The sequence below is a fragment of the Mesorhizobium sp. M2A.F.Ca.ET.067.02.1.1 genome, assembly GCF_004023285.1.
Lineage (GTDB): Bacteria > Pseudomonadota > Alphaproteobacteria > Rhizobiales > Rhizobiaceae > Mesorhizobium.
Map to the genome: position 1 here is coordinate 1 of NZ_RZSB01000075.1, position 13,253 is coordinate 13,253.

General features: G+C 62.6%; 18 protein-coding genes and 1 pseudogene. 7 read left to right on the forward strand and 12 right to left on the reverse strand.

Translation table 11 applies throughout. From position 1 onward, the window contains the following. From EOA28_RS08900 to EOA28_RS08910, 3 genes are all read right to left on the reverse strand, one after another. Positions 1-920 (reverse strand): molybdopterin cofactor-binding domain-containing protein (locus EOA28_RS08900; RefSeq protein WP_245501499.1); only part of this gene is annotated, 920 nt, incomplete at its 3' end. Between the two features lie 35 nt (positions 921-955). Next, positions 956-1,978 carry a xanthine dehydrogenase family protein subunit M gene (locus tag EOA28_RS08905; RefSeq protein WP_127250845.1) on the reverse strand — a complete coding sequence of 341 codons (1,023 nt, stop codon included), beginning with the start codon at positions 1,976-1,978 and terminating at the stop codon, positions 956-958. A gap of 1 nt (position 1,979) precedes the next feature. Then, the gene (locus tag EOA28_RS08910; RefSeq protein ID WP_127250844.1) at positions 1,980-2,594 is read right to left on the reverse strand and encodes a (2Fe-2S)-binding protein; all 615 of its coding nucleotides are present in this window, start codon (positions 2,592-2,594) and stop codon (positions 1,980-1,982) included. 193 nt (positions 2,595-2,787) lie between these two features. On the opposite strand from EOA28_RS08910, the gene EOA28_RS08915 reads away from it, so the two are divergent. From EOA28_RS08915 to EOA28_RS08925, 3 genes are read left to right on the forward strand one after another with little or no spacing between them, the layout of a single operon-like run. Continuing rightward, the gene (locus tag EOA28_RS08915) at positions 2,788-3,228 is read left to right on the forward strand and encodes a PPC domain-containing DNA-binding protein (protein WP_127250843.1); all 441 of its coding nucleotides are present in this window, start codon (positions 2,788-2,790) and stop codon (positions 3,226-3,228) included. A 47-nt stretch (positions 3,229-3,275) separates the two neighbouring features. After that, positions 3,276-3,707, forward strand: coding sequence for a GFA family protein (locus EOA28_RS08920; RefSeq protein WP_127250842.1), 432 nt, complete (start codon positions 3,276-3,278; stop codon positions 3,705-3,707). After that, positions 3,701-4,714, forward strand: a complete 1,014-nt coding sequence (locus EOA28_RS08925; protein ID WP_127250841.1) for an ATP-dependent DNA ligase — start codon at positions 3,701-3,703, stop codon at positions 4,712-4,714. Before EOA28_RS08920 ends, EOA28_RS08925 begins: the two co-directional genes overlap by 7 nt. Positions 4,715-4,846: 132 nt before the next feature. On the opposite strand, the gene EOA28_RS08930 is transcribed toward EOA28_RS08925, so the two are convergent. Beyond that, complete coding sequence (locus EOA28_RS08930; RefSeq protein WP_127250840.1) at positions 4,847-6,058, reverse strand: FAD-binding oxidoreductase; 1,212 nt, start codon at positions 6,056-6,058, stop codon at positions 4,847-4,849. A 143-nt stretch (positions 6,059-6,201) separates the two neighbouring features. Between EOA28_RS08930 and EOA28_RS08935 the strand changes: the two genes are divergently transcribed. Beyond that, the gene (locus EOA28_RS08935; RefSeq protein ID WP_127250839.1) at positions 6,202-6,483 is read left to right on the forward strand and encodes a hypothetical protein; all 282 of its coding nucleotides are present in this window, start codon (positions 6,202-6,204) and stop codon (positions 6,481-6,483) included. 3 nt (positions 6,484-6,486) lie between these two features. Here EOA28_RS08935 and EOA28_RS08940 read toward each other — a convergent pair whose 3' ends face one another. The 3 genes from EOA28_RS08940 to EOA28_RS38725 all read right to left on the reverse strand — a co-directional run bounded on the left by EOA28_RS08940 (position 6,487) and on the right by EOA28_RS38725 (position 8,310). After that, the gene (locus EOA28_RS08940) at positions 6,487-7,236 is read right to left on the reverse strand and encodes a metallophosphoesterase (RefSeq protein ID WP_127250838.1); all 750 of its coding nucleotides are present in this window, start codon (positions 7,234-7,236) and stop codon (positions 6,487-6,489) included. Further along, positions 7,229-8,035 (reverse strand): hypothetical protein, encoded by an 807-nt coding sequence (locus EOA28_RS08945; protein ID WP_127250837.1) that lies wholly within the window; start codon positions 8,033-8,035, stop codon positions 7,229-7,231. The genes EOA28_RS08940 and EOA28_RS08945 overlap by 8 nt, the downstream gene beginning before the upstream one ends. A 113-nt stretch (positions 8,036-8,148) precedes the next feature. Then, positions 8,149-8,310, reverse strand: a complete 162-nt coding sequence (locus tag EOA28_RS38725) for a hypothetical protein (RefSeq protein WP_189341621.1) — start codon at positions 8,308-8,310, stop codon at positions 8,149-8,151. Between the two features lie 281 nt (positions 8,311-8,591). Here EOA28_RS38725 and EOA28_RS08950 point away from each other — a divergent pair, with 281 nt between their 5' ends. Continuing rightward, on the forward strand, positions 8,592-8,912 hold the full coding sequence (locus tag EOA28_RS08950) for a DUF982 domain-containing protein (protein WP_245483978.1): 321 nt from the start codon (positions 8,592-8,594) through the stop codon (positions 8,910-8,912). Positions 8,913-8,914: 2 nt separating this feature from the next. On the opposite strand, the gene EOA28_RS08955 is transcribed toward EOA28_RS08950, so the two are convergent. The 4 genes from EOA28_RS08955 to EOA28_RS08965 all read right to left on the reverse strand — a co-directional run bounded on the left by EOA28_RS08955 (position 8,915) and on the right by EOA28_RS08965 (position 10,567). Further along, positions 8,915-9,169 (reverse strand): hypothetical protein, encoded by a 255-nt coding sequence (locus tag EOA28_RS08955; RefSeq protein WP_127250836.1) that lies wholly within the window; start codon positions 9,167-9,169, stop codon positions 8,915-8,917. 87 nt (positions 9,170-9,256) lie between these two features. After that, positions 9,257-9,472, reverse strand: a complete 216-nt coding sequence (locus EOA28_RS08960; RefSeq protein ID WP_127250835.1) for a hypothetical protein — start codon at positions 9,470-9,472, stop codon at positions 9,257-9,259. 412 nt (positions 9,473-9,884) lie between these two features. Next, a complete protein-coding gene (locus EOA28_RS38730; RefSeq protein WP_189341984.1) occupies positions 9,885-10,055 on the reverse strand; it encodes a hypothetical protein in 171 nt (56 codons plus the stop codon). A 122-nt stretch (positions 10,056-10,177) separates the two neighbouring features. Beyond that, positions 10,178-10,567: a response regulator gene (locus EOA28_RS08965; protein WP_127250834.1), complete on the reverse strand. Its 390-nt coding sequence runs from the start codon at positions 10,565-10,567 to the stop codon at positions 10,178-10,180. Between the two features lie 107 nt (positions 10,568-10,674). On the opposite strand from EOA28_RS08965, the gene EOA28_RS08970 reads away from it, so the two are divergent. After that, complete coding sequence (locus EOA28_RS08970) at positions 10,675-11,418, forward strand: Crp/Fnr family transcriptional regulator (protein WP_126079162.1); 744 nt, start codon at positions 10,675-10,677, stop codon at positions 11,416-11,418. Continuing rightward, positions 11,418-12,506 (forward strand): HWE histidine kinase domain-containing protein, encoded by a 1,089-nt coding sequence (locus tag EOA28_RS08975; protein ID WP_127250833.1) that lies wholly within the window; start codon positions 11,418-11,420, stop codon positions 12,504-12,506. Before EOA28_RS08970 ends, EOA28_RS08975 begins: the two co-directional genes overlap by 1 nt. A 176-nt stretch (positions 12,507-12,682) precedes the next feature. Here the strand turns inward: EOA28_RS08975 and EOA28_RS08980 are convergent. Further along, positions 12,683-13,253: pseudogene (locus tag EOA28_RS08980) on the reverse strand (hypothetical protein); the annotation flags it as partial.

Sequence of the window (13,253 nt, forward strand, 5' to 3'; positions counted from 1 at the left end):
ACATAGGCGTCCGGGCGCGACGTCACCTCCCAGCCTTCATGCGCGAAGGCGGTGATGCGGCCGTCCTTGCCGGCGCCGATGCGGATGCGGTGCCGGGTTTCGGCCCGGTAGGTCTGCGTGCCGAATGCCTGCATGCGGCTGGTCACGCAGCGCACCGGACGTCCGAGGCGCTTGGCGGCCACCGCCACGATTGCCGTGCGCGGAGTCATCGGCCCCTTCGAGCCAAAGGCCCCGCCGATGAAGGGGCTGACGATGCGTACCTTCGCAGGATCAATCTTCAACTGCCTTGCCAGCTCGACCTTCCAGCCGGTCACATTCTGCGACGGCTCGTGAACGGTCAGTTGGTCGCCTTCCCAGAAGGCCGTCGTTGAAAACAGCTCGATCGGGTTGTGATGCTGCGTGGGTGTCGAATAGCGCTGGTCGATCTTGACCGCGGCATCGGCATAGGCCGCATCGAAGTCGCCCGCCTTAACATCTTCCTTGAACAGAGGGCTCTTTCCGGCGGCAGGGATGGTCGCCGTCCCCGGGCTGTCGAAAGTCGCAGTCGGCTTCTCTTCCTCGTATTCGGCGCGGATCAGCCGCGCCGCTTCTTCGGCCGCCTCGAATGTCTCAGCAACCGCGAGCGCGACGATCTGACCGTCATGGAAGATCGTCCGATCGTGCAGCGGTCCGATAGAAGTCGCGCCGGAATTGCCGAATTTCGGTTTGTCGACCTTGTCCATGTCGCCATAGGTGACGATGTCGAGCAGGCCGGGCACCGCGCGGGCGTCGTCGAGACGAAGCTTCGTCACTTTGCCCTTGGCAATGCTGCTGGTGGCCAGCGCGCCATAAGCAATGTTGGCGGTGGGCAGATCGGCGGGGTAGTGGGCTTGTCCGGTGACTTTCAACCGTGCATCGACGCGCGGCAGCGGTTCGCCCATGTTCTCCTTGGGTCTGGGAGCGGCAGCGTCCATGGTCACACCTTCATGTCTCGGGTTTCAAGCAGCGCCCGCACCAGCGTTCGTTTTCCAAGCTCGATCTTGAATGCGTTGTGCTGGCGCGGTTGGGCTTGGGCGAAGGCGGCGTCGGCCGCCGCTTCTGCCGATGTCTCGTCGAGTTTCTTTCCTTGCAGGCTTTGTTCGGCCGCGCCGGCACGCCAGGGCACGGTCGCCACACCGCCGAGCGCAATGCGTGCCTCGCGCACGGTCTCGCCGTCCAGGTCGAGCGCGACGGCCGCCGAAGCCAGCGCAAAGGCATAGGATTCGCGGTCGCGGATTTTCAGGTAAAGCGAGCGCCGTGCCCACGGCAGAGCCGGCACTTCGATGGCGGTGATGATCTCCTCGGCGGCGAGATCGGTCTCGATATGCGGGGTGTCGCCGGGCTGCCGATGCAGCTTGGCGAACGGGATCTTTCGTGCGCCGCGCGAGCCTTCGGCATGGACGACAGCATCGAGCACGATCAACGCCTGGGCGAAATCGCCATGGTAAGTGGCGATGCATGCATCGCTGTCCCCCAGAACCGCATGCTGCCGGTTGAAGCCTTCCATCGCCGCGCAGCCGGAGCCAGGCACACGCTTGTTGCATTGCCAAGACGTCTCGCGAAAATATTCGCAGCGCGTGCGTTGCAGGATGTTTCCGGCCAGGCTTGCCATGTTGCGGATCTGGCCGCTTGCCGCCAAACGCAAACTGTCGGCAATGACGGGATAGCGCTCCTTGACCTCTCGGTGATCCGCAGCCTCGCCCATACGCACCAGGGCGCCGAAGCGGATGCCGTCATCGGTTACCCGGATTTGCCTCAGTTCAGACTCCTTGAGCCGGTTGAGATCAAGCAGGCGGTTGGGTTCCGCCACGCCGAGTTTCATGTAGTCGGCAAGGTTGGTACCCCCCGCGATGAACTGCGCATTTGCTCGCGTGGGTTGATCGTCGTTGGTCGTGAACCGGGACGCGATCGCGACCGCCGCGGAGACGTCGGCAGGCTGTTCATAGACGAACGGACGCATGTCAGGCTCCCTTCGTCTCGTCGCGCGCCTGCAGGATGGCGGCGACGATGTTGGGATAGGCGGCGCAGCGGCAGATATTGCCGCTCATATATTCGCGGATGTCATTCTCGGATTCGGTGTGACCTTCATTGACGCAACCGATCGCCGACAGGATCTGGCCCGGCGTGCAATAGCCGCACTGGAAGGCATCGTGGTCGATGAAGGCCTGCTGCATCGGATGCAGCTTGCCGTCGCTGGAGGCGAGCCCTTCGACCGTCGTGATGTCCTTGCCTTCGTTCATCACGGCGAAGCTCAGGCAAGACAGCACCCGCTTGCCGTCGACCAGCACCGTGCAGGCGCCGCACTGGCCGTGGTCGCAGCCCTTTTTGGTGCCGGTAAGGCCGGCATGATCGCGGAGGGCGTCGAGCAGGCTGGTTCGGGTGTCGAGCGAAAGTTCATAGGGCTGCTCGTTGATCCTGAGCGACGTTACGACCGGCTGCCTCAATTTTGTTTGGGGGATGACTGGCGCCTCAGCCCGCGCGGTCGATGCTAGCAACGGTGCTGCCGCCGCCGAAACAGTACCTGCCATGAACCTTCTTCGACTGAACCCGTTGTTTGATGTGGAAGGCTGGGACATGGCTCGCTCCTGGCTGGCTGGTCTTGTGCGCTAACCTTTCGATGGTTCCATTGTTCCGGCGCTGAACGCAGAACCGCGACACTTCACCAAACTGTGAGGCTCCTGCTCAACCGGAGTGCCGCGAGGCTTCGCCGGGAACATGCAGCGTGGCGAGGCGTTCTGTGCCAGTCCATCTCTCCGTCAGTAGGGCATCATGAAATCGAAGCTGGTCACTGAAACCTCTGGACAACGAATATTTGTGGTCGTGCTCGATCCGGGCGAGGAAGCCTTCGCCTCCCTCACGGCTTTCGCGGGGCAGAAGGGAATTACCGGCGCCTCGCTGACGGCAATCGGCGCTTTCGAAAGAGCAACGGTCGGCTGGTTCGATTTCGGCTCGAAATCCTACCGCAAGCTACCGGTCGACGAGCAGTGTGAGGTGCTGAGCGCCATCGGCGACATCGCCGTCGACGACAGCGGCAAGCCAAGCCTGCATCTGCATGCGGTGCTGGGCCTGAGCGACGGATCCACCCGCGGTGGGCACCTGCTGGAAGGCGTGGTGAAGCCGACCCTCGAAGTCACGGTGACGGAATCCGTCCATCTGCGGCGTACGAAACGACCGGGCCTCGGCATCGCCCTGATCGATCTCGACGCGTAAAATCTCGCGCTATCGAAACCGCATCTTCGATCGAGCGTTCAAGCTTGATGGAACATGCGGACGTCTTTACGCGAAACGCAGCCCTCGAGCGATACGGCGGATGCCTGTGCGGCAACATCCGCTACCGCCTGACGGGGGAGCCGCGCGTGCATTACTGCCATTGCGATATGTGCCGGCGCACGACCGGGAGCGCCTTCGCCGTGCTTGGCTGGACGCCTGTCGCCGGCCTCTCGTGGCTGACCACGGAACCAACCTACCGCCGCTCCTCGCCGATTGCCCGCAGAAGCTTCTGCCAGTCCTGCGGTACGCCTCTTACCCTTGCCTATGACGCGAACCCGTACGAGGTCGCGATGCATATCGGGACCTTTGACGATCCGTCCGGGCTTGAGCCGCGTCACAATTACGGTTCCTCGCAACGGCTCGGCTGGGTCTGCTGCGGCATCGACCTGCCGCACCATGACACGGAAGAACGATGGTAGCGGCGCGCCGGAGCGACTTGCCGTTGCCATCGGAAACGCCGCCGATGGAAGCGCGAACGGCGGAAGCCTTGCCCGAGGGAAATGGTTCCTGGCAATACGAGCCGAAATGGGATGGCTTCCGCTGCCTTGCCTTCAAGGACGGCAAGGCCGTCGATCTCAGGGCGAAATCCGGAAAGCCGCTTGGCCGTTACTTTCCCGAATTGGTGGCGACGATGCAGAGCCTCGATGCGGAGGATTTCATCGTCGACGGCGAGATCGTCATCGAGATCGACGGTCGCGCTTCCTTCGATGCGCTGCAGATGCGGCTGCACCCCGCGGAGAGCCGTATCCGCAAGCTCAGCATCGAGACGCCGGCGCGGCTGATCCTGTTCGACATGCTGGTCTCCCCGGGAGGCAAGATCATGCTCGAACGACCCTTGCGGGCCCGGCGCGAGGCTTTGGAGGCCTTTCTGTCCAAGGCGACCAATCCCGGCCTCCAGCTGTCGCCATCGACCACCAATGTCGCCACCGCCAGGCAATGGCTGCAAGGCGCCGGCCACGGCCCGACCGATGGTGTCGTCGCCAAGATGCTCGACGAGCCATATCGGCCAGGCGAGCGCGCGATGGTCAAGGTCAAGCGGCTGCGCACCGCCGACTGCGTGGTCGGCGGTTTCCGCTATCTGAACGGCAAACGACAGGTCGGATCGCTTCTGCTCGGCCTCTACAACGACAATGGGCAGCTCGATCATGTCGGCTTCACATCGACCATCGCCAATGAAGACCGCGCGGCGCTCACGGCGAAGCTCGAGGCGTTGCGCGGAGGGCCGGGCTTCACCGGCAAGGCGCCGGGCGGTCCGAGCCGCTGGAGCACCGAGCGCAGCGGTGAATGGGAGCCGGTGAAGCCGGACCTGGTCGTCGAGGTTCGTTTCGACCATGTCACCGGTGAGCGCTTCCGGCATGGCACGAGGTTGCTGCGCTGGCGACCGGACAAGGCGCCGCGGCAGTGCACGTTCGAACAGATCGCGTAGCCTCTAAAGCGCGTCGCGTTAAACCGGATTCATGCGACGCGCTTTAGGTTTTTGTTTCATGCATGTCGTCTTCCCAAAACCGAGATCACTTTTGGGCGACATGCATTAATCTGTCGGAGACAGCCTGGAGGATCATCCCTTGAACTCGAAGAGGCTCGCATCCGCATCCTCCTTGCCGGCGATGGAAGCCGAGACGATCTCGGACGCGATCTGTGAAAACGTGATTCCGTTTCCGCCGTAGCCCATCACCGCATGAACGCGCGCGTGGCCGGACACACTGCCGATAGTCGGAAGTCCGGTGTCGGTGGCTCCGAACGAGCCGGTCCAGGCGAATTCCGCCGCGGTGTCGAGTCGCGGGAAGATTTTGCCGAGTTTCTCCTCAAGTCGGTCCCTCTTTTCCGCGATCAGGGCGTCACGCCTCTCCTCGTCGGTGAACTCCTCGTCTTCGCCGCCGCAGATCACGCGACCATCGGCTGTCGCCCTGAGATAGAGATAAGGGTCCGAAGCTTCCCAGATCAGGGCGGCGAGCGGCCAGATCTTCTCCGGCTGCGGCCGGGTGGCAATCGCCCATGTCGAGATGATGCGATGGCGTATCTTCGGCACGATATCGAGCAGCTCGTAGCCGGTCGTGAGCACAAGATGGCGAGCATGGATCCTCGGACCCTGGCGCGTCGCCACCGTCACGCCGAGGCGGGTATCTTCGATCGCCGTCGCTTCCGTCGGCGCATAGAACCGCGCTTTGCCTAGCAGCGCCCTCATCAGCAGTCCGGACGTCAATTTGCGTGGATCGAGCGCCAGATTGCCATGGCTCAGAATCGCTGCGGCGCGCTCTATCCCGAAATCTTCTCTCAGCTTCTTGCGTGGCAGGAAGGACGCTCCAATGCCTGCCTCACGACGCGCTTCGGCCTCGCTGTGCAGCTCCGGTGCATCGAGCCGATTGCCGGCCAAATAGAGCGACGGCGTCTCGGCCGACCGGCAGCGAATATCGAGTTCCGCGATGCGTCCGCGCAGGTTGAGCAGCGACAGCCGCGAGCGGATCCAGGCCTGCCGCGCGGCATCGCCTCCAATCATCCTGGACAGCCTTGTCAGCGGTTGATCGATCTCGAACGCGACGAGCGCCGTCGTGGCAGCCGTCGAGCCCTGCAACGGCCCACGCCTGTCGATGCAAATGACGGCGTGGCCGTCGCGGGTCAAAGCTTCGGCCATCATCGCGCCGCTAATGCCCATGCCGACGATCAGGACATCGGTCTTTGCATCTCGGGTCAGGCGTTCCGCCGGCACCGCGGGCGAGCGATAGGCAGACCAGACAGGTTTGCCGCTTCTGAGATCGAGCTGGCGAGGCATGAAAGTTCCCGGTTCCGCACGATAAGTCACAAGGCGCCGTGCTGTTCCCGGGCAACCGCGCCAACCATCCGTGATTGGATATGAAGCGGAACAACTGTTTCGGCGAGAGGTTCTTCAGTTGAAGCTCAGAAATGGAGAACCTCATGGACCCGCGCGACAAACAGCGGCCTGCAAAGACCGACGAAACCGAAGCGCCGACCATCGAACAGCAGGACTGGGACGCTCTGGAGGGCAGCAGGATCCTGCCTGACAGCGTCGCGGTGAACGGTGATCCGCAGGACGATGCCGAAGCCGAAGGGGACCTTCCGGAAGAGGATGACGACAACCCCTTCCAGGACAGCGACGAAGCCTTGCCCGACGATGAAGAGGAGCGTGTCCTGTCGAAGGACCCTTCCAAGGAGGGTAGCCGGTTCGACGAGGTGTAACGTTCAGATTTCGAGCAGCGCGTAGGGACGGCCCGTCGGCTTCGTGATGTGCATGGCGACGTTATAGACTTTGGCGCCACCGGGGGTCTGGCCTTCGAAGGTGCCACGATGGGCATGGCCGTGCACGACCGCGCTCACCTTGAACCTGTCGATCGTTTCGGCAAGCCGCGACGATCCGAGGAACGGAAAGATTTCCGGCGGCTCGCCGGCGACCGTCTCCGCGATCGGCGCATAGTGAAGCACCACCAGCGTGCGCTTGGCGCGGACCTGCCGCATGGCGTTCTCGAGCCGCATCGCCTCGTTGACGCTCTCGGCCACCATGGCCTTGATCGCCGGCTCGCCGAAAGAGCCAAGCATCCGCGAGCCGAAGCCGCCGACAAAACCCTTGACGCCGACAAAGCCGACTTCCATCAGCTCCGTCGCTTGCCCATCGAGGAGATAGACACCGGCCTGGCGGAGCGTCGCCGCGATCTGGTCGACGCAGCCGGATTCGTAATCGTGGTTGCCGAGCACCGCGACCACGGGAATGGAGCAGGCGCGCAAATCCTCCGCGAGGAGCTCGGCCTCCTTCGGCTTGCCGAGATTGGTGAGATCGCCGGTGAGCACCAGGACGTCTGCTTCTCGGGAAACCTCGCCGAACAGGTCGCGGTAGGAAGTCTGCGCATCTTCCTGAACATGCAGGTCGCCCATGGCGGCAATCTTGACCTTGCCGTTGCCGCTCGCTTTGCGGCCCGTCCTGCTTTGTTCAGCCATCGCGGAATTCTCCAACGCCGCCGACGCCGGCGAAGCCCCATTCCTTGACGTCGATCTCGTAGTCGACCTGCGACAGAAGCCGGCCGCGACAGATCTTCATCCGCGGCGAAGGCAGTTGCCGCTGCGTGGCGAGCCGGTCGAGCAGATTGTCGAGCAACCAGTCGGGAATGTGGTCGCGTTCGCTGGGATAGATCCATCTGAAATTCAGCAACTGCATCAAGAGCACCTCCCAGTGGGTGTCGAGATAGGAGAGCAATCTTTGCCAGTCGATCTGCTCATGCGCCTTGAGTATGGTATGGGCGATGTCGGCGCCGTCATGCCGGCCCCTGTCCTGGATGAAGCATTTCGACCAGATAAGCTCGGTCGGGCCGATGATCCTGACCCGGCTGCCCAGCAGCTCGACCTGGCGGGCATGCTCCAGCCACTGGTCCTTGACCTGCATGGTCCCGTTGGCGGACGCAAAGATCACGTCGAAGAAATGCGGGCCCTGGAAGACCTTGCCCAGCCAGCGGTCATCCTCGATCACGACGGCGTAGCCGATATCCTTGAAATGGGTGAGGATGCGTGGGCAATCGCCGGGCTTGCAGAAGATGTCGAGGTCCTTGGTCTGGCGCACGACACCGGTATAGGCGCTGACGGCATAGGTCCCGGCGACCAGAAAAGGAATGTCGGTGGCGGTGAGCTCGCGGATTGCATGCGTGTAGAACGCTTCCGCCTCCGCGCTCTTCAGCGTCGGCTCCGCCTTTGCATCGATAACCGGCAGCGTCGCCAGCACTCCCGGCAACTCGTCATTGGCCATCAACCGTTGCTCCGGCTTTCGATCTTCATTCCCATGTTTCGGTAAACAGCGGCAGACCGGCGTTGTTCCGCGCTTGACGTCACGCTTTGACGAGCTTCGCCAGGACAGAGGCGCTAGTCGCCTTCGTCCCGGTACAGACGCTGGGTTGCCCGGTCGCTCTCGCGCCGCTCTGCCGGTCCGCGGCGGCGGCGGGTAAGGAGAACGTAGACGATCACGAGCATGAGAATGAGGGGACCGCCCGCGACGACGATGAACCACAAGTCGGTGCCTGACATTGATCTTCCTTCCCGGATTGAAGGCTGTGCTCCCGCAAGCAGAGGCGCAGGTGGTGCGCTAACCGGTGAAAGGTTCAAATGTTCCGCTGTCGGAACGGAGACCGCACATCAGTCGTTGGTGGCTTGAACACGCTGGCAGCTCACCATGACCCGTACGGATGAAGCCCGACCTGCGTTTTCGTCCGTGACACAGGATTGCAGGCCGGGCCTGGCCTAAGTGAGGGACAAAGGCCAACCTATGTTGCACGATGATTGCGCCGCCGCCTTAACATAGGTTGTTGATGGCGGCGGGGATTGAGCGCTTCTCTTTGGGCGAATGGTCAGCGGCAAAAGCGATCATGCGCTCAAAACGCATCAAACGTTTTCGCAAACCGGTTATCGTGCAGCCCGGCCGGATCGATCGTGATCGGGTGGTGGTCACTGTGCTGGATGCGGCCGACGTCCTTCTGCATACCTGGCCGAAGCCCAACTCCCGCGCCCGGCATCACGCCATCAGGGCGTGCCTTGCGGTGTTGCGGGACGAGAAGCCGCCACGCGTGGCGCGCCAAGCTTTCGTAGACGCCGCAAAGGACGCCAGGATTTTCCTGGGCGACCAAGCCTGACGCTATTTCTGGCCGCGCGCATCTGGCCGGGCGCCTTGAGCATTTTGCCAAGGCGGATCAAGGCTTCTGTCCCGCCCGATCTTGGCCAGCAACTGTCGGGACTGCTGCAGCAAAATCCGACTTCTGGCGATAGCGGAACCGGTTTCGCCGATCAGACGCTCCGCGCGTCGGCGGGTTTGGAGAAGATGTTCCAGGTCGAGCTGGATGCGAGGCGAGCGCAGATCATCCATGATGCCGAACACCGGGGGAAGCCGCATGTTCCCTTCAGCCGCCAAACCGCTCCAGCGCTGCCATGATAACTCTCAGCGGCCGATGCAGCTCAGGGCGGACAAGAGCGGCGCACATCAGGTACCACCTGCGCCTGTTTGCCCGCTGGCCGGGTGCTGCAACGCTTGCTTGACGGCTTCAATCAACGCCGGCGGGCAGGGTTGGCCTTCGTAGAGATCTTCGTAAAGCGAGCGGACTATGTCCTCTATCGCCACGGACGGATCGGACTGCACGAGCTCGCGCGCAACAGCCTTGATGTCGGAAAAGTCATAGCCATTGGCAGCGGAGACCATTTTGTTCTCTTGTTGCTTGGCTGAGCGCCTCGCGGGCGACCCCAGGCGCCACTCAACCGGGTCCGCCGGGTGACGCTGAAGATATCTGCGCCCGGCTCAGGCCCCCGACAATAACGCAGGTTAAAGCGACTCTTTGCGGGCTCGGATAAATTTCGGCCCTGGCTTACAAGACGGTGGCAACCAAAGAGAGCCGGAGGGCCCGCCTAACTCTACCCCCAGGCGAGGCGGGCCCTTTTGCGATCGGGTCCTGACCGCGCTGAAGTTTCCAAAGAATTTCCGCCTCCCTCGCATGGGTTAATGCGCGGCCCGAGGCCGGCGCAATTATCAAATGCAACACAACAAAAGCGCGGCTAAGGGAGGTTGCGGCTTTGATCAAATATCATCCTGTGCGGCTGAACGAACTCATCGAACACTACATGGAAACGCGTTCCTCGCAGCGCTCGCCGGTGTCGGTCGCCGCGGCCACGAGGGCCATCTTGACTGTCATGCCGGATTGCTCGGTCGAGAGGCCGCAATTGAGCAACATGATCGCGCGATCGGCCGTCAGGCATGGCCATGCCGTGAGCTTCGATTTGACGGCCATCTAAAGCGCGTCGCGACCTTTCAGATCGCTCCATGCGCTTTGGGTTTCGATTTTTACGCATGTCTTTATCCTGAAACCGGTTCCCACTTTCGGGAGACATGCTTTAGTCCGGCACCAACCCATTATCGATCGCAAGGGAGCGGCAGCGACTCGCGCGTCATGTCCACAATGTGGCGCGCCAGTTCCATTGCGTCGCAAGGTTTTTCGAACCTGCGAATCTCAGCAAAGCGTGGGGGGATGGCAGCAGCGTCATAGCCGGTGGCGAACACAAACGGAAGCCGTCTTTCCAGCAGCGCGTCCGCCACGGCAAAGTCGATGCCACCGGCCAGATCGAGATCAAGTATGGCGGCGTCGACGCAATCCAGGTCAAGGGAGTTCAAGGCCTTGTCACGGGTCGCGAAGGGACCGATGACCGTCAGCCCGAGCCCCAAGAGGGCTTTTGTGATATCCTCAGCCAGAAAATACTCGTCTTCCATGACCAGAACACGAGCGCCGGCGAATTTCTCGTTCATGGCAAGCCTCCCGAGGGGAGTCATTTGGACCGTCTTACGCGGTCCGACATTAACATAGGTAAGGTCGCCACCGCATCATTGTGTGTATCACGGGAAAGAGGACTGGGATGAGGCGACCTCTGATCCGCAAGCTTGAGAAATTCACGCGGCTTTCGCAGGCCGACAAGGAGATGCTGGTCAGAATTGCGGCGCAACGCGTCCGACGCTTCGCCGCGCGCGAAGACATCATCCACGAAGGCGAGAAACCTGAGTTCATCAACCTGATCAACGAGGGCTGGGCCTGCCGCTATAAGACCCTCGAGGACGGGCGGCGGCAAATCATTGCTTTCTTCCTCCCCGGCGATCTCTGTGACCTCAACGTCTTCATCCTGAAAGAAATGGACCACTCCATCGGCGCCATCACGCCAGTCGCGGTCTCGGAGATTTCGCGCGCCGCCTTCGACGAGATGATGATCGGACATCCGCGCATCACTCAGGCTCTGTGGTGGGAATCGCTGGTCGCGGCGGCGATCCAGCGCGAGTGGACAGTCAACCTCGGCCAGCGCGATGCGCTCGAGCGGATGGCGCATCTGTTGTGTGAGCTGTTCATCCGGCTGGAGGCCGCCGGCTGCACAAGCGACAGCAGTTGCGAATTCCCGTTGACGCAGACGGAACTGGGCGAGACGCTGGGCATGTCGACGGTTCACGTCAATCGCACGCTGCAGGAGCTGCGCGCCTCGAACCTCATCGTGCTGAAAGACAGGACGCTGACCATTCCCAACCTCCAGGCACTGCAGGATGTCGCGCTGTTCAATCCCAATTATCTGCATCTCGATCGCGAGGGCAGGCATCTCGACGCCAACGAGGAGTGATGTCCAAGGGCCCGCCCAACAAGCCGCTTGAACGCGGTCTGGCAGATGTCAAGACGGCCTTGCGCGGGCATGGGCGCGCCGAAGCCCGGCTGCGTGAGAGCGACGAGACCCTGCGGGATTTCGCCGAAGCCGCCTCTGATGTGCTCTGGGCCCGCAATGCCGACACGCTGCAGTGGGAATACCTGACGCCGGCCTTCGACGCCATTTACGGGATGAGCCGCCAAAAGGCCCTGGCCGGCGACAATTTCGCCACCTGGATCGACCTTATCGTGCCCGAGGATCGCGAGCATGTGCTGGGCCAGATCGCGCGCATACGCGACGGCGAACGCGCAACCTTCGAATACCGCATCTGCCGGCCGGCCGACAGCGAGATACGCTGGCTGCGCGATTCCGGCTTTCCGATGCGCGATGAGGCTGGAAAGGTCGCCCATATCGGCGGCGTCGGCCAGGACATCACGCGCCGGAAGCAAGCCGAGGAACAGCAGCAGGCTCGCTTCGCCGAGTTGCAGCATCATATGCGCAACACGCTGGCCGTGATCCGCTCGATCGTGCGGCGTACGATGGAGAAAAGCGAATCCCTGGACGAAGCCGCGGCTCACCTGGAAGGGCGCATCAACGCTTTCGCCCGCGTGCAGGCGGCGATCACACGCCGTCCGTCGATCGAGATCAACCTGGCATTAATCGTCGCCGAGGAATTGCGCGCCGCCGGGGGCCGGGAGGGCGATAACCTGACGATCGAGGGGCCGCCATTGACGCTCGCCCCCAAGGCTGCCGAGACGATGGGCTTGGCCATCCACGAACTGGCGACGAACGCGTTGAAATACGGGGCGCTTGCCAGCTCCAACCGGGCTGGCCGCATCGACATCGGATGGCGTTTGGAGGAAGATCTGCTCCGCTTCGTCTGGGCTGAAAGCGGTGTTGACGATTTGGAGCAGACCGAGCGGCGCGGGTTCGGTTTCGAGGTGCTCGAGCGGACCTTGCCTTACGAGCTCGGAGCGACGGTGGAGTTGCGGTTCGCTCCGAGCAGTCTCAATTTCACGGCTGCCGTCCCGCTTCGCGCCATTAGAGCAATTGCAGGAAAAGTGTGAGCGGCTTCCGCTGGAAATTGCGAGAAAACAAAGAGATAGAGTGGTTCGCCGCTTCGGTGAAGCGGCGAACCACTCTAAAGCCGTCGCAATCTTTCAGATTCGCTCCATGCGCTTTAGGTTTTTGACTTACGCAGGTCTTTATCCCGAAACCGGTTCCCACTTTCGGGAGACATGCTTTAGCCGACAGCGGTCGTAACCGTCCGGGAGTCGCTGCGCAAATAGCCCGCCTCGTCTTCGTCTCTTTGCCTGCCGCCTAGCGCTGCCGCGACCGCAGCAATGAACGCGCCAATCACCAGCGACAGCGCGCCAACCAGTGCAGCGGCGGCGCTCGCCTTGCGGGCCTTGTCGGCGGCTGCCTTGGCTTTGTTCTTGGCGTCCTCGGCACGCGCCAGGACCTCGTCGACCCGCTTCTGCGCCTCCGCCTGGGGAAGGCCCGTGCGGGATGCCACGAGTTGGGCAAGATAGGCCTTGTCATCCGCGCTCATTTCGCCGTTCGCAGCGCTGATTGTCAGTATGCGCGCGGCCTGTGCCGCGGCGTCCGCGTTGTTTTGGGGCGTTGCCGCCGCTGTAGGCGCGGCCGCGTTGCCGGCCGGCCGGAAGAGCGCGTCCACGAAATAGCCGGCGAGATCGTTAGCGGACGGAGTTTGCGCCGACGAAGCCTGCGAAGCCGCACCGGCGGCCGCGCCGCTCAGCAAACCAGTCGCCGCCTGGGCGCCCGTCCCCGCAATTCCGGAGACCGCCGAGCCG